This is a genomic window from Streptomyces sp. NPDC037410 (genome assembly GCF_055602235.1).
Genome location: NZ_JBVJWR010000002.1, coordinates 208,693 through 230,093 on the forward strand (window position 1 = coordinate 208,693; position 21,401 = coordinate 230,093).

General features: G+C 73.2%; 21 protein-coding genes. 11 read left to right on the forward strand and 10 right to left on the reverse strand.

Annotated elements, in window-relative coordinates; all coding sequences use genetic code 11:
- Positions 1-9 precede the first annotated feature (9 nt).
- Entirely contained in the window at positions 10-783 is a 774-nt protein-coding gene (locus ACZ7HT_RS03875) for an AraC family transcriptional regulator (protein WP_471159398.1), read from the reverse strand.
- 98 nt (positions 784-881) lie between these two features.
- Here ACZ7HT_RS03875 and ACZ7HT_RS03880 point away from each other — a divergent pair, with 98 nt between their 5' ends.
- On the forward strand, positions 882-1,682 hold the full coding sequence (locus tag ACZ7HT_RS03880) for a TSUP family transporter (RefSeq protein WP_471159400.1): 801 nt from the start codon (positions 882-884) through the stop codon (positions 1,680-1,682).
- A gap of 21 nt (positions 1,683-1,703) precedes the next feature.
- Here ACZ7HT_RS03880 and ACZ7HT_RS03885 read toward each other — a convergent pair whose 3' ends face one another.
- Genes ACZ7HT_RS03885 through ACZ7HT_RS03900 form a run of 4 tightly spaced genes read right to left on the reverse strand, consistent with a single transcriptional unit; the run spans position 1,704 to position 7,060 of the window.
- Positions 1,704-2,981, reverse strand: coding sequence for an MFS transporter (locus tag ACZ7HT_RS03885; RefSeq protein WP_471159402.1), 1,278 nt, complete (start codon positions 2,979-2,981; stop codon positions 1,704-1,706).
- Position 2,982: 1 nt separating this feature from the next.
- The gene (locus ACZ7HT_RS03890; protein WP_471159404.1) at positions 2,983-4,680 is read right to left on the reverse strand and encodes a condensation domain-containing protein; all 1,698 of its coding nucleotides are present in this window, start codon (positions 4,678-4,680) and stop codon (positions 2,983-2,985) included.
- Positions 4,677-5,978: a DUF6271 family protein gene (locus ACZ7HT_RS03895; protein ID WP_471159406.1), complete on the reverse strand. Its 1,302-nt coding sequence runs from the start codon at positions 5,976-5,978 to the stop codon at positions 4,677-4,679. The genes ACZ7HT_RS03890 and ACZ7HT_RS03895 overlap by 4 nt, the downstream gene beginning before the upstream one ends.
- Positions 5,960-7,060, reverse strand: a complete 1,101-nt coding sequence (locus tag ACZ7HT_RS03900; protein WP_471159410.1) for a phytanoyl-CoA dioxygenase family protein — start codon at positions 7,058-7,060, stop codon at positions 5,960-5,962. Before ACZ7HT_RS03900 ends, ACZ7HT_RS03895 begins: the two co-directional genes overlap by 19 nt.
- Before the next feature lie 287 nt (positions 7,061-7,347).
- On the opposite strand from ACZ7HT_RS03900, the gene ACZ7HT_RS03905 reads away from it, so the two are divergent.
- The 5 genes from ACZ7HT_RS03905 to ACZ7HT_RS03925 all read left to right on the forward strand — a co-directional run bounded on the left by ACZ7HT_RS03905 (position 7,348) and on the right by ACZ7HT_RS03925 (position 12,092).
- Positions 7,348-8,205: a class-II aminoacyl-tRNA synthetase family protein gene (locus tag ACZ7HT_RS03905; RefSeq protein WP_471159413.1), complete on the forward strand. Its 858-nt coding sequence runs from the start codon at positions 7,348-7,350 to the stop codon at positions 8,203-8,205.
- 60 nt (positions 8,206-8,265) lie between these two features.
- A complete protein-coding gene (locus ACZ7HT_RS03910; protein ID WP_471159414.1) occupies positions 8,266-8,496 on the forward strand; it encodes an acyl carrier protein in 231 nt (76 codons plus the stop codon).
- Positions 8,483-9,100: a 4'-phosphopantetheinyl transferase family protein gene (locus ACZ7HT_RS03915; protein WP_471159416.1), complete on the forward strand. Its 618-nt coding sequence runs from the start codon at positions 8,483-8,485 to the stop codon at positions 9,098-9,100. The genes ACZ7HT_RS03910 and ACZ7HT_RS03915 overlap by 14 nt, the downstream gene beginning before the upstream one ends.
- 91 nt (positions 9,101-9,191) lie before the next feature.
- Positions 9,192-10,244 carry an AI-2E family transporter gene (locus ACZ7HT_RS03920; RefSeq protein ID WP_471160053.1) on the forward strand — a complete coding sequence of 351 codons (1,053 nt, stop codon included), beginning with the start codon at positions 9,192-9,194 and terminating at the stop codon, positions 10,242-10,244.
- 198 nt (positions 10,245-10,442) lie between these two features.
- The gene (locus ACZ7HT_RS03925) at positions 10,443-12,092 is read left to right on the forward strand and encodes a glycosyl hydrolase family 8 (protein ID WP_471159417.1); all 1,650 of its coding nucleotides are present in this window, start codon (positions 10,443-10,445) and stop codon (positions 12,090-12,092) included.
- Here the strand turns inward: ACZ7HT_RS03925 and ACZ7HT_RS03930 are convergent.
- Entirely contained in the window at positions 12,069-13,844 is a 1,776-nt protein-coding gene (locus ACZ7HT_RS03930; RefSeq protein ID WP_471159418.1) for an FAD-dependent monooxygenase, read from the reverse strand. The two genes, ACZ7HT_RS03925 and ACZ7HT_RS03930, sit on opposite strands and share 24 nt — an antisense overlap.
- A gap of 259 nt (positions 13,845-14,103) precedes the next feature.
- Here ACZ7HT_RS03930 and ACZ7HT_RS03935 point away from each other — a divergent pair, with 259 nt between their 5' ends.
- Genes ACZ7HT_RS03935 through ACZ7HT_RS03950 form a run of 4 tightly spaced genes read left to right on the forward strand, consistent with a single transcriptional unit; the run spans position 14,104 to position 16,788 of the window.
- On the forward strand, positions 14,104-14,463 hold the full coding sequence (locus ACZ7HT_RS03935) for a hypothetical protein (RefSeq protein WP_471159420.1): 360 nt from the start codon (positions 14,104-14,106) through the stop codon (positions 14,461-14,463).
- On the forward strand, positions 14,463-14,597 hold the full coding sequence (locus ACZ7HT_RS03940; RefSeq protein WP_471159422.1) for a TrmO family methyltransferase domain-containing protein: 135 nt from the start codon (positions 14,463-14,465) through the stop codon (positions 14,595-14,597). The genes ACZ7HT_RS03935 and ACZ7HT_RS03940 overlap by 1 nt, the downstream gene beginning before the upstream one ends.
- 59 nt (positions 14,598-14,656) lie before the next feature.
- Complete coding sequence (locus ACZ7HT_RS03945; RefSeq protein WP_471159424.1) at positions 14,657-15,334, forward strand: response regulator transcription factor; 678 nt, start codon at positions 14,657-14,659, stop codon at positions 15,332-15,334.
- The gene (locus tag ACZ7HT_RS03950; RefSeq protein ID WP_471159426.1) at positions 15,331-16,788 is read left to right on the forward strand and encodes a sensor histidine kinase; all 1,458 of its coding nucleotides are present in this window, start codon (positions 15,331-15,333) and stop codon (positions 16,786-16,788) included. The genes ACZ7HT_RS03945 and ACZ7HT_RS03950 overlap by 4 nt, the downstream gene beginning before the upstream one ends.
- Positions 16,789-16,847: 59 nt before the next feature.
- On the opposite strand, the gene ACZ7HT_RS03955 is transcribed toward ACZ7HT_RS03950, so the two are convergent.
- The 4 genes from ACZ7HT_RS03955 to ACZ7HT_RS03970 form a co-directional block, all read right to left on the reverse strand.
- Positions 16,848-17,306: a group II truncated hemoglobin gene (locus tag ACZ7HT_RS03955; RefSeq protein ID WP_471159428.1), complete on the reverse strand. Its 459-nt coding sequence runs from the start codon at positions 17,304-17,306 to the stop codon at positions 16,848-16,850.
- Positions 17,307-17,403: 97 nt separating this feature from the next.
- On the reverse strand, positions 17,404-17,922 hold the full coding sequence (locus ACZ7HT_RS03960) for an SgcJ/EcaC family oxidoreductase (protein WP_471159430.1): 519 nt from the start codon (positions 17,920-17,922) through the stop codon (positions 17,404-17,406).
- A 214-nt stretch (positions 17,923-18,136) separates the two neighbouring features.
- On the reverse strand, positions 18,137-19,525 hold the full coding sequence (locus ACZ7HT_RS03965; RefSeq protein WP_471159432.1) for an MFS transporter: 1,389 nt from the start codon (positions 19,523-19,525) through the stop codon (positions 18,137-18,139).
- Between the two features lie 95 nt (positions 19,526-19,620).
- Positions 19,621-20,010 carry a hypothetical protein gene (locus ACZ7HT_RS03970; RefSeq protein WP_471159434.1) on the reverse strand — a complete coding sequence of 130 codons (390 nt, stop codon included), beginning with the start codon at positions 20,008-20,010 and terminating at the stop codon, positions 19,621-19,623.
- A 185-nt stretch (positions 20,011-20,195) separates the two neighbouring features.
- Between ACZ7HT_RS03970 and ACZ7HT_RS03975 the strand changes: the two genes are divergently transcribed.
- Positions 20,196-21,401 carry a serine hydrolase domain-containing protein gene (locus tag ACZ7HT_RS03975; protein WP_471159436.1) on the forward strand — a complete coding sequence of 402 codons (1,206 nt, stop codon included), beginning with the start codon at positions 20,196-20,198 and terminating at the stop codon, positions 21,399-21,401.

Sequence of the window (21,401 nt, forward strand, 5' to 3'; positions counted from 1 at the left end):
CGGGTGACGTCAGCCCCGGCCCCGGCGCGCCGAGAAGCGGGACGGCGGTATGCCGAACGCCCGCGTGAACGCGGCCGTGAACGCGGCCGGGGAGCCGTACCCGAGGCGGCCCGAGACCTCGCTGACCGTCGCGGTACGCAGCAGGGGCACCGACGCGAGGAGCCGGGCGCGGGACCGCCAGACGGCCGGGCTCTCGCCCGTCTCCGCGCGGAACCGTCGGGTGAACGCCCGCTCGCTCAGCGCGGACGCGGCCGCCCAGTCGGTGTTGGTGACGGCCGCGTCCGGGGCGGCCAGGTACTCCCGGCACAGCGACGCGAGGTCGCCGGACGCGGGGATCCCGACGTGGAAGGGGAGCGGCGAGCGCTCGGCGATCTCGTGCAGCAGCAGCGCCGCGATGGTGCCCTCCCGCCCCGACAGGCTGTAGTCGGGCGCGAACTCGACCGCCGCGAGCAGCAGTTCGCGCAGCAGCGGCGGCACGTCCACGACCGTGCAGCGGGCCGGCCACCACGGAACGGCACCCGGCTCCACGTAGAGGCTGCGGGTGCTCACGCCCAGCATCCGGACCCGGTGCGGGGTGGCGGCCGGGATCAGGACCGCCCGCTCGGGCGGGACCGTCCACGTGCCGTCGGCGGTGTCGACGACCATGACACCGGTCGCCCCGTAGAGGAACTGCGCCCGCCGGTGCTCGTGCCAGTCCAGGACCTGCCCGGCCGGGTAGTCCGTGCCGATCGGCAGGACCGCCCGGTCGAGGTGGTCGACGTCGTCCAGCGGGATGTTCTTCACCGGGCCACCGTAACCGGGTCACCGCACTGGCCGAGACGCGAAGGAATCCTGCCGACCATCGCATGCGGGAACCACCGGCCGACTGGTGATCTTGACCCATGGACGTGGTGATGCTGATGGCGATCGGGCTCCTCACCGGAGCGACGACGGTGTTGTTCGGGTTCGGCGGCGGGTTCGTGGCGGTCCCGGTCGTGGTGTGGGCGGACGTCGCCCTCGGCACGGCGGCCCTCCCGGTGGCCACCGCCACCTCGGCCCTGGTGATGCTCGTGAGTGCCGCCTTCGCCACGGCCGTCACCCCCCGGTCCGTGCTCCTCGCCCTGCGCGGCAGCGGCGCCCTGCTGCCCCTGCTCGCGGCGGGCGCCTGCGCCGGGGCGTACGCGACCCGCTTCGCCCCACCGGCGCTCGCCCGCTGGGCCTTCGTCGCGTACACCGCCCTGACCGCCCTCGACCTGCTGCTCCGGCCCGGCTTCCTCCGTGCCGGGACCCGGCCGGAGACGGGGTCCCCGCGGCCCCTTCCGGCCACGGCGGGCGCCCCGATCGGCGCGGTCGCCGCCTTCCTCGGCGTCGGCGGCAGCGTGATGACCGTCCCCGCGATGCGCCGGGCAGGTCACCCCATGCGGGTCGCGACCGCGCTGGCCAACCCGCTCACCCTCGCCGTGGCGCTCCCGGCCGTCGCGGTCTCCCTCGCGGCCTCCCCGCCGCCGGCCGCCACGGCGCACGGCACCGGCCTGGTCGGTCTCGTCGACCCGTACGCGGCGGGGGCACTGCTCCTCGGAGCCCTGCCGGTCATCGCCGTCCTCCGCCGCCGCCCGCCCCGGATCCCGGACCGCGTCCACGCGTGCGCGTACCTCGCGCTGCTCGCCCTGGTGGCGCTCGCGATGGCGCTCACCGGGGCATGAGATGCGGGGGCCGTCGGATGCTCAGCCGCCGTCGGCGGGAGTCTCCGTCCCGGTGGCCGGTTCCGGTGGCCGGCGGAGGGCGCGGACGGCCGGTACGGAGAGCATGACGGCGATCAGGAGCAGACCCGTCACGGACGAGAAGAGCAGGACGCGGTCGGCGCCCACGCTCTCGGCGGCCGGGCCGGACAGGGCGCGGCCCAGGGGGATGGCCATGATCGAGCCGGCGACGTCGTACGCCGAGACGCGGCTCAGGACGGCGAGGGGGATGTGCGACTGCACGCTCGTCGCCCACATGACGCCCCAGAAGGCGAACCCGCAGCCGGCCACGGCACCGGTGAGCGCCGTGAGGGTGAAGTTCCACCCGAGGGCGGGCGCCAGCGGGTTCAGGGAGAAGAAGAACATGGCGCACGCGCCCGCGACGAGCGGGCGGCGTGGCCGGACCCGCATGCCGAGCAGTCCGCCGACGATCGTGCCGGCGCCGTCGGCGGAGGCGATCCAGCCGTAACCGCTCGCGCCGTGCTGTTCGGTGAGCAGCGCCGCGCCGAGCGGCAGGGCCGGGCCGAAGACGAACAGGCCGTAGACGGACCACACGGCGATCACGCCCCACAGCCAGGACCGGGACCGGAACTCGTGCCAACCGGTGGCGAGCCGCCGCAGGATCGGCTCGTCGCTCTCGTCCCGGGCCGTGCCGAGCTTCCGCAGCGGCGCCAGACCGAGCGCGCTGCACGCGTAGAAGGCCGCGATGACGACGAAGGACCCGGCGACGTCCCAGTACGCCACGAGCAGACCGGAGAGACCCGGACCGAGCAGGGTGCAGATCGACTCGGAGATCCGCAGCAGGGCGTTGGCCCGCTGGATGTCCTCGGCGACCCGGGGCACCAGGCCCGCGAGACCCGGCTGGAACATGGCGGTCGCGGCGCCGCTGAGCGCGAGCAGCGCCATCATGTGCCACAGCCGCATGTCGCCGGCGGCGAGGAGCAGCGCGAGCGCCAGCATGGCCACCATCCGCACCACGTCGGCGCCGACCATCATCACCTGCGGGGTGAACCGGTCGGCGAACACCCCGCCGAACAGCACCAGCAGAACGATCGGCGCCATCCACGCGGCCAGCGCGTACCCCACGCCCGCCGCCCCGTACCCCGCGCCGAGCACGGCGGTCGTCAGCGAGACCATCAGCATGCCGTCGGCGAGGAGCGAGGTGCTGCGGGCGCCGAAGAACAGCCGGAAGCGCGGCGAACGCCACGGGCTGGGAAGGGAGTTCTCCGCCGTCTGTATCGTCACGTCGTTGTTCGTCGTCATGTCACCTGCGCCGGTCCCGGCCGGCCCCTTCCCTGAGAATCCGCTGCCGGAGCCAGGCACTGGTCCGGTCCCGCTCCGCCTCTTCCGGCGCGTCCCGCACGATCACGTACCGGCGCGGGGCCAGAACTCCAGGCCGGCCCGGGAGGGCGTCCATCAGCGCCGTGTGTGCCTGCGTCGGGGTGAGCGGCGAGTCGTCGCAGGCGAGGAACGCCGTGAGGCCGTCCTCTTCCGGGTCCACATGCACGGGTACGCCTCCCAGCGCCCCGCTCAGGACCTCCGCCACCTCGTGCGGCGACACCCACGAGCAGTCCACCCGGACCCACTCGGCGCCGCGCTCGACCGGCCGGACGCCCGTCACCTCGGTGAGCGCCGCCAGCGGCACGTCCTCGGTGGCGGCCGCTTCCAGGAGCCGTACCAGACCGGTGAGGAAGCCCTCGGTCTCGTCCGGGGGGAAGAGAGCGGGGTCGGCCCACAGGGAGAGCCGGAGCAGGGGCGCCGTCTCGTGCACGAAGGTCAGGATCCGGGTCGGCAGCACCTGCACCGGCCCCCGGACCAGGTCCAGTTCGGGCCCGTCCGCCCCGCCCGTGGATCCGGCCGCCGCCGGGAGCGCGCTGACGTCGTTGAAGACGACGTCGCGGGCGAAGCGGCTGCCCCGCTCGTGGGTGACGGCGTCGATCACGTCCCAGAGGCGGACCGCGTCGAACCTGCTGTGCCGGTAGGCGTTGAGCGCCGCCCCCCACGCCTTGCTCAGGAGCGCGTCGAAGGACGGCACCCCCATGTCGAGGCAGAGCAGCGCGTCCTGCGACACGGTGTTCACCGAGCGGGCGAGCCGGGGCAGGAACCGGTTGGAGGTCGGCACGGCGGCCACGCAGGAGGACTGGCCCGTACGGTGCGCCACGAGCGCGCACCAGGCCGCGAGCAGCACGGTGGACGGCAGGCCTCCGGTGCGTTCCGCCACGAGGGCGAGCGCGCGGCCGCCCCGCAGCGAGCGGAGCGTCAGCTGCTCCGCCCCGACCTCGGTGCCCACGGCGCCCGGCTCCGCGAACATCGCCTGCGGGCCGGTGCGGATGATCCGCTCCCAGTGCCGCAGGGACGCCTCGGCCTTCCTGAGCCCGCCCGGGGTCGCCTCCTCGGCGGCGAGGCCGAGCGGGGTCAACGCCGTCACGGCGGGGAGCGTCCGGCCGGCGAGCAGGTCCAGCCAGTCCTCCTCCAGGACGGAGAGCGCGCTGACGTCCGTCACGGCGTGGCTCGCCGCCAGGGCGACGAACACCGGCGCGCCGGCCACGGCGACGAGGGAGACCCGGAGCCCGAAGTCCCGGTCCAGGTGGAAGCGGCCGACGCGGTCCCGGCGGGCCACCGAGTCCGCGTACCCGGCGGCGTCCGCGGGAAGCTCCTCGTGATCGATGACCGTGACCGTGAACTCACCGTCCGCCGCCACGAGTTGCTCGCGAGGTGACTCGCCGGGCGCGTGGGGGAAGGTCGTCCGCAGTGCCTCGTGCCGCAGCACCAGGGCGCGCAGCGCGTCGACCGCCGACTCCGTCCGCGTTCCCTCGGGTACGGGCCACACGGCGTGGATGTTGATGTGCTCGGGCTCGTCCCGCAGCATGCAGCGGATCATGTTGGCCTGGCCCATGGTGACGGGCCCACGGCGCCGCTCCCCGCCCGCGTAGGCGACGGTGATCGTGTACGTCCTCGTCATGCGGCGCCCTTCGAAGCGGCCTCGTGGACCAGGTCCGCCCAGGCGTCGATGAGGAGCGCGAACTCCGCCATGTCCTCCCGCACTTCGTCGATCAGTCGTTCGCGGCGGGCGGCGAGGAAGTCCGCCGCCTCGGTGTAGCGGCCGCCGAGCTTGCGGTAGGAGCGGTCGACGACGTCGAGGCGCTCGGTGTTCTCGACCCGGTCGAGCCGGGTGCTCTCGCGGACGAGAGCGGCGACGGCGGCGGCGCGCAGCCCGCCCCCGGCGTCGAGCAGCGACGCGCCGGCCGCCTTCGTCCCCGCGTACACGGAGTGGAGCTGCGGGGTGGCGAGCAGGAACTTCGCGAACCGCAGCTGGTAGGCGAGGAATCCGCTGTCGGAACGCCGCTCGCCGGTGTGGAAGTTGACGATGTGCCGGTTGTGCAGCACTCCGGGCAGCCGGGCGTCGTGGACCAGGTGGAGGAGGAGGTAGTCGCTGCCGATGGTGTCGGTGGCGGGCGGCAGCGGCACCCGGCCGTACACCTCGCGCGCGAGGGCGATGTTGCACATGTCGACGCGCGTGGGGCTGACGGTGGTGAGCGTGGTCAGGTCTCCGGTGAACGCGGCGGTCCCGGCGCCCCGGAACGACTCGGCGATGAGGTTGCGGCGCCAGATCTCCGGATAGCCGTCCGGGACCGAGAGGCCGATGACGTCCTCGTAGACGAGCGGGTCGAGCCTGCGGATCTCCTCGACGTCCACGGACATCTCGCCGACGAAGGAGCCGCCGACCAGGGCCACCGGCCGGTGTGCGGCCGCGGGGTCGAGCCGGCTCCGGGACACGAGCCCGGCCACGTCGGAGGCCCGCCGGCCGAGGGCCGTCAGCTCGTGATGGAGCGGGAAGACCGGCTGCCCGTCCAGGCGCTGGTAGCGGCTGTCGGAGTCCCTGCGGTGCACCGACGCGCAGCCGAGCGCCTCCGCGAACAGGAAGGCGCGGTTGGTGCAGGCGCCGTAGGACACCCGGTCCGGCAGCATCAGGCCGAGCATCCGGTCGGGTTCGGCGACGCCGGACCCGACGATCACCTCGCGCAGGAAGTCCCGCTGCGCCGGCTCGTCCAGGTGGTGGACGACCACCCCGGGCACCGGGGGCAGCGCGGCCACGGTCTGCCGGTGCTCGGCGAGGACGGGCGCGGGGGAGGAGTCCAGGATCAGCAGGTGCACCTCGGCGCCGAACTCCCGGGCGCCGTGGGCGGCTTCCTCCGCGACGGCCCGGATCGTGTCGGGGCAGGCGCGGTGCGTGGGCAGGGTCAGGCAGACACGGCGCACGCCGACTCCTCGCCCGTGGCCTCGCGGGGTTCGTCGGGTTCGTTGGGTTCGTTCCAGGAGGTGAGCCCGAGGAGGCGGCTCCCTAGCTCGTTGAGAGTGGCCGTCGGGTAGCGCCGGGACTCGTGGAGGACGGGGTCGCCGACCAGGGTGCGGTTCCAGCGGGGGGTGCGCAGGTGCCGCCAGGACTCGACCCGGGACTTCCGCAGCTTCGTGTGCTCCTCCAGGGCCGGCATCATCGACAGGTACTGGACCGCCCGCACCTGGTCCGCCGAGGTGTTGCGGGCCACGCCGTGGGCGAGGAGCCCGTTCCAGATGAGCAGGTCGCCGGGGCGCAGCTCGGGGCGGACGACGGGGAACTCCGTCCGGTCCACGGCGGGGCGGATCGGGTCCCGGTCGGCGGGCCGGCCGAGCTTCCACTCCTCGAACCGGCGGAACAGCTCGGGGCAGCACTGGAAGCCGCCGGACTCCGGGCCCGTGTCGTTCAGCGCGATGATCCCCTGCACCCGCTGCGGGGGCACGCCGAGCGTGGTGTCGATGTCCCAGTGGAGCTCGATGTCGAAGCCCCGGTCGGTGGGCTCGATGAGTGCCCGGTCGCGGTTGCGCACATTGGGCGGGTTGAGGTTGAGGCGGTCCTGGGTGACCCACAGCTCCTCGCAGTCCCACACGTCCACGAAGGCGTCGTAGACCCGCTGGGCCTGGCGGCTGTCCCAGAGCAGCTGGTGGTGGTACGCCTCGACGAAGCCGTACACGTGCAGCTGCTGGTCCAGTTCGGAGCGGAACGGCCGGTCCTCGTACCAGCTGTCCGGCCGCTCGGGGTCGAGGCCCTGGAAGTCCCAGGCGAAGTCGAGCAGGCGCCGGGCGGCCGCGGCCGGGATCGCCTCGCGGACGATGACGTAGCCGTACGTCTGCCAGTGGGCGAAGTCCTCCTCGGACAGCACCCGCAGCGGCCGTGACTTCCTCAGCTCCCGCAGGGTGGTCTGGGCGAGGTACGACTCGCCGTCCGCGCTGAAGTACGGCAGGTCCGACGCCGCCCGGTGCAGTCGGGGCCGGCGGGCGGGGCGATGCGGGGCGGGTGTCGTCATGGGGTCCCTCCAGAGGCGGTGGCCGGAGGTCAGGCGGCCACGTCGTTCAGAAGAATTGGTTTAGACCAGCGCTTCTGTCAAGTGGCCTCTCGGCGTGTCGAGTCAAGGGGCGCGAGTGCACGGCGCCGCGGCCACTTTGGTCTAGACAACCTGCGGTGAACTGGCCTAGTGTCCCCCATGCGCAGGCCGGCCCCTGAGGGAGCATCAGGCGGCTTCTCCGCCGTGCCGTGGTCGACGAGGACCCCACGCCGTGACTGTCCGCCCACGCCCAGAGGGAGCCCCTTTCCATGAGCACACCCGGCACCACCGTCCTCCCTGACGGCGGTCTGCAGAGCCCCGGCGCGGGCCTGATCACCCTGGACCCGGTCCGCACCGCCCTGCTCCACGGCCTGGACGAGCTGCTCACCGGCCTCGCCGCGCGCCTCTCCGCCCCCGAGGTGGTGGGGCCGCCGCTGCTCTCCGTGGAAGGCCTCGCGCGCCTCGACTTCTTCCGCAACTTCCCCCATCTCGGCGTCTCCGCCGGGCGGTTCGCCCCCGAAGCGCTCGACGGCCTCGCCGCGGGGGAGTCCCCGGGCGAACTGCCGCTCCGGCCGACCGGCTACCTCCTGCCGTCCGCCACCTGCTACGGCCTGCTGCTCTCCCTGGAGGGCCGGGACGTCGGCGAGGGCGGACTACGGCTCTCCGCCGCCGGCCGCTGCTTCCGCAACGAGACCCACTACGACGGCCTCAAGCGCCTGTGGGGCTTCCACATGCGCGAGGTCCTGTACCTCGGCACGAAACAGGGCTCGCTCGAACACCTCGACCAGGGCGCCGAGTTCATCCAGGAGCTGGCCGCACGCCTCGGCCTCGTGCTGGACCGGGCCGTGGCCGACGACCCCTTCTACGACAAGGGCGGCTCCCGCGCCCGGCTCATGGCGCTCGACCCCGTCAAGCACGAGTTCAGCGCCCCCGACGGCACGGCCATCGCCTCCGTGAACCGGCACCGCAACTTCTTCGGCGAGCGCCTCGACATCCGCGCGGGGTCCGCGGGCCCCGCGTACAGCGCCTGCGTCGCCTTCGGCGTCGAGCGCTGGGTGCACGCGATGATCCTCGCCCACGGCAGCCCCGAGCAGGCGCTCGACCGGCTGCGCGAGGCCGCCGCGTAGACCGCACGCCCTCCTCCCGTACCCGTCCCTCCGTACTCGGCACAGCAAGGAGCACCCCCCATGGATCCCATCGTCGCGTGGCTCCACGAGAAGAACCCGGGTCTCGACGGTCCGATCGACACCGACGAGGACCTCATCGAGGCCCGGCTCATCGACTCCATGGACTTCCTGGAGTTCATCGACCTCCTGGAGGAGCTGTCCGACCGTTCCATCGACCTCCAGGAGGTCACCATCGACGACTTCCGCACCATCGGGCGGGTCCAGGAGCGCTTCCTGAGTGGCGCCCAGTGAACTTCCGGCCCTGAACGTCCTGGCCGTGGTGGCCACCACCGGGGAGGTCCTGGACCGGCCGGGGCTCCACGAGGGCCTGCTCGCACCCTGGGAACGGCGGCGGCTCGACCGGATCCGGGTGCCGGGCCGCCGCGACGACGTCCTCGCCGCCCGCCTCCTGGTCCGGCTGTGCGTCGCCCGGTTCACCGGCCTTCCGCCGGAGGCGTCGGGCCCGGAGCAGTACTGCGAGGGATGCCGGCGGCACGGGCACGGCCGCCCCTACCTGAGCCGCCTCGCCGGGCTCGGCGTCAGCCTGAGCCACGCCGACGGTCTGGTCGCGGCGGCCGTCGGCCCCGGACCGGTCGGGATCGACGTGGAACCCGGGGGGCGCGTGCCCGGCCCCCTCCCCGTACTGCGACGCCTTCTCCCCGAGGCCGAGCTGAGGGAGGCGGCGGACGCCCCGGACCCGGACGCCGCGCTGCTCCGCCTGTGGGTGCGCGGCGAGGCCCGGTTCAAGGCCGGCGGCCGGGACGACCTGAGGGTCCTGGACTGGACCGACCACGACCGGGCGGCCGTGGTGGCGGTCGCAGGCACGACCCCTTCCGTCACGGCAACCCGCCTCTGAACTCGCCGTACGGGCGAATGCCGCGACCGGGTCGGGCGAATCCACCGCCGCGGGCGTGGCCCGGTGAAGCGGCGGTGGTACGTCGATGGCCATGCAGCCAGCCACACCCCCGACGGTCAGCCCCTTCCTCCGTACGGCCGCCGCCTACGCGTGGCGGCTGCTCGCCGTCGGCCTCCTCGTCTACAGCCTGTTCGCGGTGCTCGGGCGCTTCCACGAGATCGGTGTGGCTCTCTTCCTCGGCCTGGTGATCACCGCGCTGCTCCGGCCCGTCGCCGACCAGGTCGCCCGGGGCCTGCCCCGGCCGCTCGCGGTCGCCCTCACCCTGCTCGGCAGCATCGCGCTCGTCCTCGGGGTGCTCGCACTGGTCGGCGAGGCGGTCGCGGGGGAGAGCACGACGCTCGTGCACGAGTTCCGGGCGGGCGTCACGCGGATCGAGGACTGGCTGGAGCGGCCGCCGTTCCGCCTCGCCCCGGACGCGCTCTCCGGACTGCAGTCCAGGATCGGGGAGTTCCTCTCCAGCCACCGCTCGACCCTGCTCAGCACGGCGCTGAGCGGAGCCGGGCATGTCGTCGCCGTCCTCACCACGCTGGCCCTCGGCCTGTTCTCCGCGGTGTTCTTCATCCACTCGGGGGACCGCCAGTGGGCCTGGTTCCAGAAGCAGCTGCCGAGGTCGGTGCGGGGCAGGGTGGGCATCGGCGGGCGCGCGGCCTGGCGCACCTTCACCGGCTACACGCACGGCATCGTCCTGGTGGCCGCGGTGAACGCGGTGCTCGTCGGCGTCGCCCTCTGGCTCCTCGGCGTCCCCCTCGCCGTACCGCTCGCCCTCCTCGAGTTCCTCGCCGCCTTCATCCCGCTGATCGGCTCGCCGATCGCCCTCGCGGTCGCCGCCGTCGTGGCGCTCGCCTCGAAAGGCCCGCTCGTGGCGGGCCTCGTCATCGCCCTGATCGTGATCATCGGTCAGATCGAGGGGCATCTGCTGCACCCGCTCGTCATGAGCTGGGCGGTGCGGCTCCACCCGCTGGTGGTGGCCGTCTCGGTGGTCGCGGGCTCCATCGCCGCGGGCATCGTCGGCGCGGTCGTGGCGGTGCCGCTGGTGTCGGTGGTCTGGTCGGTGCACACGGCGCTGCGGGCCGCGCGCGGCTGACTGCCCACGGTCGGTTCAGACCCGAGTCGCGCCGCGCGCGGCTGACTGCCCACGGCCGGTTCACACCCGAGTCCGCGCCGCGCGAGGCGAGTTCACCCGTGCGCGGGGTCTTGCGCCGGGTGGGCGGCCTCCCTACTCTCGCGGCCAATGGTTAGGAATATTTCCTAACCATTGGCCATGGAGGGAAAGGGAGTTGACATGCGTCGACGAAGCGTCACGCTTCTCGGGCTCGCGGGTCTGTTGGCGTTGCCCCTGACGGTCATGCCGCAGGCGCAGGCCGCCGACGGCCTCGTGTCCGGTGGAAAGGCGGTGACGGCCTCGTCCGTCGAGACCTCGGCCTTCGGGCCCGGCCTCGCGGTCGACGGCAGCACCGCCACCCGCTGGGCGAGCGCCGAAGGGGTCGACCCGCAGTGGATACGGATCGACCTGGGAGCGAACCACACGATCTCCCGGGTGAAGCTCGACTGGGAGGCCGCGTACGGAAAGGCGTACCGCATCCAGACCTCCACCGACGGCACGACCTGGAGCGACGTCTACTCCACCGCCGCCGGTGACGGGGCGACCGACGACCTCACGGTCTCCGGCAGCGGCCGGTACGTCCGCATGTACGGCACCGGACGCGGCACGCCGTACGGCTACTCCCTCTGGGAGTTCGAGGTGTACGGCGCGCCCACCGGCACCGGCGGTGGCGGCACAGGACCCGCCGTCCCCTTCGGCAGCCACCTCAAACCGTACGCCGCCGGCATCCTGAAGCCCTCCGGCACGCAGTCCGCCCTCGACCAGAAGGTCGTCGACTACTACAACCGGTGGAAGTCGGCCTTCGTCCGGCAGAACTGCGGCAACGGCTGGTACCAGGTCATCTCGCCCGACGCCGACCACCCGTACGTCGCCGAGGCGCAGGGCTACGGCATGGTCGTCACCGCCACCATGGCGGGCGCCGACCCCGACGCCAAGAAGATCTTCGACGGGCTCGTCAAGTGGAAGATCGACCACCCGTCCTCGGTCAACCCCAACCTCCTCGCCGCCGAGCAGGACGCCTCCTGCAAGAGTGTCAACGGCGGCGACGGCGCCACCGACGGCGACATGGACGTGGCCTACGGCCTGCTCCTCGCCGACAAGCAGTGGGGCAGCACCGGCACGTACAACTACAGGGACCTCGCGCTCAAGCACATCGCCGCCATCAAGAAGGACGAGGTCAACGCGACGACCAAACTCCTGAAGCTCGGCGACTGGAGCAGTTCGGGCGACCAGTACTACTGGATCACCCGCACCTCGGACTGGATGACCGACCACTTCCGCGCCTTCCGCGCGGCCTCGGGCGACACCACCTGGGACGCGGTGCGCAGCGCCCACCAGACGCAGATCTCCCGCCTCCAGTCCACCTACGCCTCCGGCACCGGACTGCTGCCCGACTTCGTCGTCGACACCAACACCACGCCGAAGCCCGCCCCGGGCCAGGTCCTGGAGGACCCCAACGACGGCGCGTACTGGTGGAACGCCTGCCGTACCCCCTGGCGCATCGGCGACGACGCCGTGACCAGCGGCGACGCCACGTCCCTCGCGGCCGCCCGCAAGGTCAACGGCTGGATCAAGACGAAGACCGGCGGCGACCCGAACAAGATCGCCGTCGGCTACAAGCTCAACGGCACCCAGATCTCCTCGGGCAGCGAGGCCGCCTTCTTCGCCCCGTTCGCGGTGGCGGCGATGACCGACCCGGGCAGCCAGGCCTGGCTCGACGCCCTGTGGAACAAGATGCTGGCGACCCCCGTCGACACGAGCAGCTACTTCTCGGCCAGCATCCAGCTCCAGGTCATGATCACGGCCTCAGGCAACCACTGGGTGCCGTAGCGGGGCGTCCTGCCGCACGGACAGGGCCCTGAGATAACCGCTCAGGGCGGCGGCGGTCCCGGCGAGCGGAAAACGGGCACCGAGCTGCCCGTCGGGACGGACGACGAGACCGGTGGCGCCGTCGGGGAGATAGAGCCGCGCGAACTCCCCGGCGGCGTCACGGTACACGGGCACGGCCGGGCCGGCAGGCATGGACCGGTCGGCGGGCGAGGCTGATGCACCGGGCGAGGACTGGCCGCCGGGCGAGGCCATTTCGCCCGGCACGGACGGGCCGGGTGACGGCACGGCGCCCAGCGCGGCCGTTTCGGCCGCGCCCGCCGCGCGGATCACGATCGTCGGGAGGTCGCCGGCCGCCCGTACCGCCTCGGCGGCCCCCGCCAGTTCGGCCCCGTCCGACCCGTACAGCAGCACCACATGCCCCGGGCGGCCCCGCAGCACGTCCAGGAGTCGTAGCGGATACGCGGCGATCGGCGTGGTCAGGCCCGCGCAGTCCGGGGCCCGGTCGCCCGGCTGGGGCGCGCCCTCCGGACCGAACGTCTCGCCCGCGAGCGGACCGCCCCGGTAGCCGACGAGGAGCTGCGCCTCACGCAGGAGCAGCGTCTTCCGGTCCTCGGGGTCGGCCTCGATCCCCCGTACGGCGTGCCGCACGGTTCGGCCGACGACCTCCTCGCCGACCGGACGGCGCTCGGCGTCGTACGTGCCGAGCAGCGCGGGCTCCGCCTCGCCCCGCACCACCAGGGCGAGCTTCCAGGCCAGGTTGCAGGCGTCCTGCACGCCGGTGTTCATGCCCTGGGCGCCGGTCGGCGGATGGATGTGCGCCGCGTCGCCCGCGACGAAGACCCGGCCCCGCCCGTACCGGTCGACGATCCGGTGGCTGATGCGGAAGACGGAGGACCAGCGCAGGCCCGACAGGCGCGCCGGGCGCGGCGCGAGTCGGTCGACGACGTCCTGGAGGTCGGCGAGCGAAGGACCCCGGCCGCCTTCCAGGCCGTGTGTCACACCGTCAGGGGCGTCCGCACCCCGGGACGGGGAGAGCTCCGGCGGGAGCTTCATCGACATCCGGTAGCGGCCCGCCCCCGGCAGCGGGATGCACACGAGCAGGTCGCCGGGGGAGCCGTCGGCGCCCAGGCGGGTCGAACGGATGCCGTAGCCGGAGGGCATGTCCCAGTCGGCCACGACATCGCCGAGCATGTACTCCTCCTGGAACGCCCCGCCCTCGAACGACAGGCCCAGCGTCTTCCGCACGACGCTGTGCGCGCCGTCGCAGCCGATCAGATACGGCACCCGCAGCTCCTCGTCGGCGCCGGACGCCGTGAGCAGCCGCGCCGTGACCCCGTCCCGGTCCTGGGTGAACGACACGAGTTCGGTGCCGCGCTCGATCACCGTCCCCATGCGGGCCACGTACTGCTCCAGGAGCCGTTCCGTCTCGTACTGCGGCAGCGCGGCGAAGCCGTACGGCACCTCGGGAGGCATCGACAGCTCGATGCGGTACTGCTCGCGGCCGTCGACGAAGCTCAGCTGACCGCGCATCGGCACGGCGGCTTCCAGGACGTCCCGGACCAGGCCCATCCGGTCCCAGAGCTCCAGGGTGCGCGGCTGGATCCCGACGGCCTTGGCGTACGGGAGACGGGCGGGCAGCCGGTCCACGAGCCGGCAGTGCACACCGTGCCGGCGCAACTCGGCGGCCGCGCTCAGACCGACCGGGCCCGCGCCCACGATCAGGACGTCGGTGGTGGAGCGTTGGTGCGCCACGCGTGCCTCCAGCACTGAGTCGCCCCCCGGCAGGACCCCGTCCCCATGCTCCCCCGGGGCCACCGGCTCGGCGAGCGGACAGGGCCGTACGGCGAGCCGCGTGTCCGTGACCGGTACTGGCGCGCGCCCAGGGCCTCACCGTCCCGGAGCGCGGCCGGCTGCCCCGAGAGCTCCTGCGTGCCCGGCAGCGGGTCACAGCAGAGGCCGGGCACCCTTCCCCCGCGGAACCGGGCGAAGCCTCCCCGCGTCCGTCCCGGGCATGAGCGAGAACTCGTCAGAGGAAGCGCGGGACCGGACGGAGGGCGCCGTCGGCTGTCTGCTCGCCGTCGTGGGCGTCGCCGTCGCGGGCGCCTTCGCGCTGCCCCGGGCCGCGTACAGCATCGACGGCGGCTTCGAGGCGCACGCGCGGGACTGGGGCGTGATCCTCGTCGACGTGCCGCTGATCCTCATCGCCGGTCTGGTCGTCCCTCCGCTGACCTGGGCGGCGGCCACCCGGTGGCTCCGGCCGTGGGCGGCGGTGCTCGTCTGCGCGGCCGTCGCCGGACTGGCGCTGTGGGGCCTCGCGGCCTGGTGGCATCCGCGGCAGGGCCCGGATCCCGGGTACGGGCCCGGCATCTGATGGTTGTGCGCGGCCTGGACGCGGTCGACGGCACGCCGGTCCTCGACATCAGGCCGTACATGACGGAGTCCGGCCCGCAGAGACCGACCACGCGACCCGCCCGGGCCGACGAGACCATGCGCCACTCCTGCTGAAGCGGGAGCGCGGACGCCGGTGGCGAACTGGCGTGCGGAACCCGAACTAGGGTTGCCCCGTGCGTGTACTCCTGGTGGAAGACGACGAGCCGGTCGCCGAGTCCCTGCGGCGCGGGCTGCTGCGCTACGGCTTCGAGGTGGAGTGGGTCACCACGGGGACGGCGGGACTCGCCGTCACCACGCCCTACGACCTGGTCCTGCTCGACCTCGGACTGCCCGACACCGACGGGCTCGACGTCTGCCGGGCGCTGCGGCGGCGCGGCGACGTGCCGATCATCGTGATCAGCGCCCGCAGCGACGAGACCGACCGGGTCGTCGGCCTGGAGATCGGCGCCGACGACTACGTCTCCAAGCCCTTCGGCGTGCGCGAGGTCATCGCCCGCATCCGGGCCGTGATGCGCCGGGTGCGTCCGGCGGAGCAGCCCACGGGGCCCCAGCGGTACGGGGACCGGCTGAGCGTCGACCGCAAGGCGGCCCGGGTGTGGCTGGACGACGCCGAGGTGGCGCTGACGCCGAAGGAGTACGACCTGCTCGCGTTCCTCACGGAGGAGCCGGGCGCGCTGATGTCCCGCGAACAGATCATGGAAGCCGTCTGGGACGCCAACTGGTTCGGGCCGACCAAGACGCTCGACGTGCACGTGGCGGCGCTGCGCCGCAAGCTGGCCGGCGCGGTGACCGTCGAGGCGGTCCGGGGCGTGGGCTTCCGGCTGGTCGTGGAGTCCGTGGCCCGCCCGTGATCCGACGACTCATCGTCAGCTACGTACTCCTCGTCGCCGTGGCCCTCGCCGCGTTCACGGTGCCGGTCGCGTTCACGCTCACCGCCCAACTGCGCGGCGACACCGAGGAGTCCGTACGCCGCGAGGCCACCACGATGGCGCTGCTCCTCGGGGACGGCGACGAGCCCGCCCGGCAGGCGCTGGCACGGATGGCCGGGGCGTACGCGGACGAGACGCCGGGCACGGTCGAGGTGGTCTCCGCCGACGGCAGGAGCGCGATGCCGCCGCTGCCCCTGCCGGAGCACCCGGACGATCCGGCGTTCGGCGCGGCCCTCGGCCACGGCGGGACCACCGTCGACTGGGGCTCCCGGCTGGTCTGGGGCCCCGAGCTGGTCGTCACCGTGCCCGTGTACGCACGGCGCGAAGCCCTCGACGGGGACGACGATGGCGACGACGAGGAGACCCTCGTGGATCGGGCCCCGGCCGACCGGATCGTCGGCGCGGTCCGCGTCCGGTACGCGACCGCCGACCTGAGCGACCGGCTCTGGCGGATCTGGGGCTTCCGGGCGATCCTCGCGATCGGCGTGCTCGCGGTCGCCGCCGGTCTCGGCGCGATCGTCGCCCGCCTGCTGACCAGGCCGCTGCGTCAGCTCAACGACATGGCGAGCCGGTTCGGCGACGGCGACCTCACCGCCCGCTCGCCCGTCACCGGCCCGCAGGAGACGCAGACCCTGGCCCGTACGCTCAACCAGGGCGCCGAACGCCTCGACACCCTCGTCGCCTCGCAGCGCATCTTCGTCGCGGATGCCTCGCACCAGCTGCGGACCCCTCTGACGGCGCTGCGCCTGTCCCTGGACAACATCGCGGACGGCGTCGACGACGAGTTCGTCCGCGAGGACGTCGACCAGGCCACCGCCGAGGTCGTCCGGATGAGCCGGCTGGTCAGCGGCCTGCTCGTGCTCGCCCGTGCCGAGGCCAAGGTGTCCGCGCCCGAACCCCTCGCACTGCGCGAGCTGGTCGAGGAGCGGCTGAAGGTCTGGCGCCCGGCCGCCGACGAGCGTGGGGTGACCATCGTCCTCACCGGCGACGCCGACGACCCGCCGCCGGTGCTGGCCGGACCGGGCACCCTCGACCAGGTCCTCGACAACGTGCTCTCCAACGCCCTGGAGGTCTCCCCGGACGGGGGGACGATCACGGTACGGGTGGAGACGGGCGGCCCGGAGGAGGCGGTCCTCCAGGTCCTCGACCAGGGCCCCGGCATGACCGCCGCCGAACAGGCCCGCGCCTTCGACCGGTTCTGGCGCGGCCAGGGGCTGACCGGGCGCTCGGGTTCCGGCCTGGGGCTCGCCATCGTCAAGCAGCTGGTCACGGACGACGGCGGCGGGGTGGCCCTGCGGGACGCGCCCGGCGGCGGACTGTCCGTACGGATACGACTGAGGACCGCCGCCGAGGCGCCCCGCTGGATCACCCCCTAGGTCCTGTCCGGCGGACCAGGGTCGGACGGGCCCTGGCCGCGGGGTGTCGGACGGCGGGGTCAGGCCAGGCCGTCCCAGCCCCAGCGCGGGGTGGGGCCGGGCTCGCCGAGGTCCGTACCCGGGGCAGAGGCCGAGACGTCCTTGGCGATCCGCGTGCCCCAGTCGAAGTACTCCATCACCCGGCGGCGCAGCAGGGCGTCGTCGGGGAGTTCCTTCTCCAGGGCCTCGTTCATCAACTCCATCCAGCGCAGCCGCTGTTCCTCCGTGATGCCGAGCCCGAGGTGGGCACGGAGCAGCGCCTGGTGTCCGCCGAGCTCCGCCGTGAACTCGGCGGGCCCCGAGAAGACCTCCGCCAGCCATACGGCCACGTGCTCCACATGGGTGGCGGTGAAGTCGGCGAAGACGGGGGCGAGGAGGGGGTCGGCGAGGACCCCCTCGTAGAACGTCTCGGAGAGCCGGCGCAGCGCGTCGGCGCCACCCACCGCCTCGTACAGGATGTTCGTGTGCTCGGCGCTCATGCAAGGCCTCCGGGATCCGGGATGTGTCCTCACAGCCTTGCCGCAACACGGCCCGGATCCAAGGATGTTCGCTCTCGGCGGGGCGGACGCCTTCGGCTCAGGACGGGATGACCGAGGAGTGGTGGTTGACGATCAGCCACCGGCCGTCACGCTTCTCGTACACGTACGTGTAGCGCGCGTCGAGCGGCTTGGTGACGCCCGTCTTCGGGTCGGTGAGGTGGAAGCGGTAGAGACCGGCGTCGATCGCCGAGTCCGCGTCCAGGACGTCGATCTCCGAGCGGATCTTCTCGCCCCTCGGCTTCTTCTCCAGGAAGTGCGCGAAGTAGTCGGCGATCTCCGCGTGGTCGGTGCGGATCCTCGGGGAGGCGGTCGGCAGCAGGACGGCGTCCTCGGCGTACAGGTCGGTGACCCGCTCGGGGTCGCCGGAGCGCAGCGCCGCGTTCCACCGGTCGAACAGCCCGGCGATCTCCCGCTCACCGGGCATGGCCACCGCCGTGACGCGCCGGCCGTCCTCCTCGTCCGCCTGCGCCACGCCGACCCCGGCGACGAGCGTGCCGAGGGCCGCGGCGGTGAGACCGCCGGCGAGGGCGGCGCGGGTACGGGTCATGCGCTTCATCTGCAAGCTCCAGCCTTACGTGGACGGGCTCCGGACGCCGGTGCGTTCGGGTGCTGCCACTCTCGCCGGGCGTGATGCAGCCCCCGTACAGCGGACGTCAAGCGCCCGTCCAAGACTCGGGAAAGACGGCCCCTCAGACCTCGGCCGCGCGGGCCGGGCCCTCGGTCGTGAGGCCAGGTCTTCGGTCGCGCGGGCCGGACTCTCGGCCGTGCGGCTAGGCCCTCGGTCGCGCGGCGCGCGCCACGACCAGGAGGAACAGGCCGCACGCCGCCACGATCAGCCACCCCGGGCGGGTCGCGGCGGCGAGACCGGCCCGGTCGGCGCCCGCGACCAGTCCGCCGGCGACGGCGATGCCGACGGCCACACCGACCTGGCGCGAGGTGGAGGTGACGGCCCCCGCCACGCCCGCCCGGGACGGTGGCAGACCGCTGACCGCGGTGTTCGTCAGCGGGGCGTTGGCGAAGCCGAAGCCGATGCCGATCAGCAGGAAGGCGAGCAGGATCAACGGTAGGCCGGTGTCCCCGTCCAGGCCCGCCAGGCAGAGGCCGCCGGCCGTGGTGAACCCGCCCGCGAGGACCAGGGGACGCCGGGGTCCGAGGCGCCCCACGAGGGCGCCGGACCAGGGCGCGCACACCGTGGCCCCGAGCGCCAGGGGCAGGGTCACGGCGCCGGCCGCGAGCGGTGTCAGGCCACGGGCCTGCTGGAGGTAGAGGGTGCTGAGCAGCAGCGTCACGTTGAGGGCGACGAAGACCGCCGTCGCGCCGAGCACCGCCGTGACGAACGGCGGCCGCCGGAACAGGCCGAGGTCCATCAGGGGCTCCTCGCGCCGCCGTTCGACCCGGACGAAGCAGGCTGTGGCCAGGGCGGTCAGCGCATACCCCGTGAGGGCCGCGGGTGACGCCCAGCCGATCCTGGGGCCTTCGATGAGCAGGCCGACGGTGAGGCAGAGCACCAGGGTGAGGAGCAGTTGACCGGGCAGGTCGAGGCGGCGGGCGCGCTCTCCACGGGACTCCGGCACGAACAGGGCGACCAGGACGAGGGCGAGGACCACCACCGGTGCGTTGATCCAGAACACCGCGCGCCAGCCGAACGCGCCGATGAGCGCCCCTCCGGTGACCGGGCCCGCCGCCATGCTCAGCCCGAAGACCGAGGCCCACACACCGATCGCGCGGGCCCGTTCCCGGGGGTCGGGCATCGCGTTCACCACGATCGCCAGGGCCACCGGGCTGAGCATCGAGGCGCCGATCCCCTGTACGGCCCGTGCGGCCACCAGGACGCCGAGGGACGGGGCGAGGGCGCACACGAGGGAGGCCAGGCCGAAGACGACGAGCCCGGTCCGGAAGATCCGGCGGCGCCCGAGACGGTCGGCGAGGGCACCGGAGACGATGAGCAGACTGGCCATGACCACGGTGTACGCGTCGACGACCCATTCGAGACCGCGCGTGCCCACGTCGAGGCCCCGCCCGATCTCGGGCAGCCCCACGTTGACGATGGTGGCGTCGACGCCGACCAGGAACATGCTGAGCGCGCAGACCGCGAGCACGGTCCAGCGCCGGCGTGGGCTCAGTGGGGCGGGTGGAGCGGCCAGGGATGTCGTGAGCACGTGAGTTCCCCCTTCGACGAGTGCGGACGCCGTCCAGACTCGAACCGAAGGGGCGGTCCTGGCAAAGAACTTTGCCAGGACCGCAAACGATGGACTCAGAGTGCCGTGAACAGGTCCCCGGGGGCGTCGTCGAGCACGAAGCCGTTGTCGAAGCGGACGCGGACCGTCAGCCTCAGCTTCCGCTCCTGGTACGCGGTCCACGCGGGTTCGAGGGAGTCGACCTGCTCCTCCAGCTGCCCCCTGCTGCCCGGCGGCATCTGGTGGCCGAAGTCGTCGAGCAGGGACTTGAGCCGCTCGTACTCACGGACCTCCTGGCTCTGCGGCCGGTCCTCGTCCACCCGCTCGACGGTCCCCTCGATGCCCGCGGCCAGGGCCAGGAACCCGGCCCCGGCACCCTCTTCCGACGGGTCCTCGCCCGCCGGGACGACCTGGCCGAGTCTCAGGTCCGCCGCCAGCTTCACCCGCCGGCCCTCTGTCAGCGTCATCGATCCTTCGTCTCCACGGTGTCGGGGTGTCGATTATCCGGCCCCTGAGGCCGTCTCGGTTACCAACGTGACCCCGTACGGGTGGACTCGTCGCGCGTGTGCCGAGAGGGAGGGCCGTCGCGTCGGCCCCCGGTGGTGATGTGGCCGTCCAGAAGATCCCGTGACCTGGAAGAGGCACCCACGACATGCGACGTACCCCCTCCCGTCGGCTGTTCGCCGCGACGCTGCTCGTGGCGTCCGTGCTGGCCCCCGTGACGGCCACGCCCGCCACCGCCGTCCACGCCGTGAGCACGGCCGCCGTCGGCATGCACGGCGAGGACGACTGCCCGCCGGGCGGATTCGGCCCCGAACTCACCGCCCGGCTCGACAAGGCCATCGAGGACGTCCGCGAGCAGGCCGGCATCCCGGGCGTCGCCGTCGGCGTGTGGATGCCGGGCAAGGGAAGCTACGTCCACACGGCCGGCGTCGCGGACAAGGTCACCGGCGAGCCGATGAGCGCCGACGGCTTCATCCGCATCGGCAGCGAGACCAAGACCTTCACCGTCACCTCGCTCCTGAAGCTCGTCGACGACCACCGGATCCGCCTGGACGACCCCATCGCCCGCTACGTCCACGGGGTGCCGAACGGCCACCGGATCACCCTGCGCCACCTCGCCGAGATGCGCAGCGGCCTCTTCCCGTACACCTCCGACCCGGACTTCATCCACGACCTGCTCAGCGACCCGCAGCGCTACTTCACCCCGGAGGAGTCGCTCGCGTACGGCTTCAAGCACAAGAACACCTTCCAGCCGGGCGCGAAGTTCGAGTACTCGAACAGCAACCTGGTGCTCCTCGGCCTGGTGGTCGAGAAGGTCACCGGCCAGCCCCTCACCGAGTTCCTCCGCAACCGTGTGCTCCGCCCGGCCCACCTGCGCCACACGCTCCTCCCGACCGGGCCCGAGTTCCCCGAGCCGCACCCGCGCGGCTACACGAACCAGACGCTCACCGGCGCGGTCGTGGACTCCACCGACTGGAACCCCAGCTGGGCCTGGGCGGCCGGGGCGATGGTCTCCGACCAGCACGACCTGCGCCGCTGGGCGAAGATCCTCGCCACCGGTGAGCTGCTCAGCCCCGAGACGCAGGCACAGCGGCTCAAGACGCTGCCGACGGGCTTCCCCGGCCTCAGCTACGGCCTCGGCATCTTCGACGCCAACGGCTGGATCGGGCACAACGGCTCGATTCCGGGGTACGAGACGGTGACCGTCTATCTGCCCGAGCGGGACGCCACGCTCGTCATCATGCTCAACACGGACATCACCGTCGGGGGCCAGGAGCCGTCCACGCTCGTCGCCCGCGCGGTCACCGCGATCGTCACCCCGGACCACGTCTACGCCGGAGGGATCCGGCCCTAG

What these genes read in the sequence shown, in the direction of transcription:
- ACZ7HT_RS03890 (WP_471159404.1), bottom strand. Translation starts at nt 4,680, where the DNA reads ATGACGAGGACGTACACGATCACCGTCGCCTACGCGGGCGGGGAGCGG.
- ACZ7HT_RS03905 (WP_471159413.1), top strand. Translation starts at nt 7,348, where the DNA reads ATGAGCACACCCGGCACCACCGTCCTCCCTGACGGCGGTCTGCAGAGC.
- ACZ7HT_RS03920 (WP_471160053.1), top strand. Translation starts at nt 9,192, where the DNA reads ATGCAGCCAGCCACACCCCCGACGGTCAGCCCCTTCCTCCGTACGGCC.
- ACZ7HT_RS03885 (WP_471159402.1), bottom strand. Translation starts at nt 2,981, where the DNA reads ATGACGACGAACAACGACGTGACGATACAGACGGCGGAGAACTCCCTT.
- ACZ7HT_RS03975 (WP_471159436.1), top strand. Translation starts at nt 20,196, where the DNA reads ATGCGACGTACCCCCTCCCGTCGGCTGTTCGCCGCGACGCTGCTCGTG.
- ACZ7HT_RS03910 (WP_471159414.1), top strand. Translation starts at nt 8,266, where the DNA reads ATGGATCCCATCGTCGCGTGGCTCCACGAGAAGAACCCGGGTCTCGAC.
- ACZ7HT_RS03880 (WP_471159400.1), top strand. Translation starts at nt 882, where the DNA reads ATGGACGTGGTGATGCTGATGGCGATCGGGCTCCTCACCGGAGCGACG.
- ACZ7HT_RS03960 (WP_471159430.1), bottom strand. Translation starts at nt 17,922, where the DNA reads ATGAAGCGCATGACCCGTACCCGCGCCGCCCTCGCCGGCGGTCTCACC.
- ACZ7HT_RS03935 (WP_471159420.1), top strand. Translation starts at nt 14,104, where the DNA reads ATGAGCGAGAACTCGTCAGAGGAAGCGCGGGACCGGACGGAGGGCGCC.
- ACZ7HT_RS03925 (WP_471159417.1), top strand. Translation starts at nt 10,443, where the DNA reads ATGCGTCGACGAAGCGTCACGCTTCTCGGGCTCGCGGGTCTGTTGGCG.
- ACZ7HT_RS03900 (WP_471159410.1), bottom strand. Translation starts at nt 7,060, where the DNA reads ATGACGACACCCGCCCCGCATCGCCCCGCCCGCCGGCCCCGACTGCAC.
- ACZ7HT_RS03970 (WP_471159434.1), bottom strand. Translation starts at nt 20,010, where the DNA reads ATGACGCTGACAGAGGGCCGGCGGGTGAAGCTGGCGGCGGACCTGAGA.
- ACZ7HT_RS03940 (WP_471159422.1), top strand. Translation starts at nt 14,463, where the DNA reads ATGGTTGTGCGCGGCCTGGACGCGGTCGACGGCACGCCGGTCCTCGAC.
- ACZ7HT_RS03955 (WP_471159428.1), bottom strand. Translation starts at nt 17,306, where the DNA reads ATGAGCGCCGAGCACACGAACATCCTGTACGAGGCGGTGGGTGGCGCC.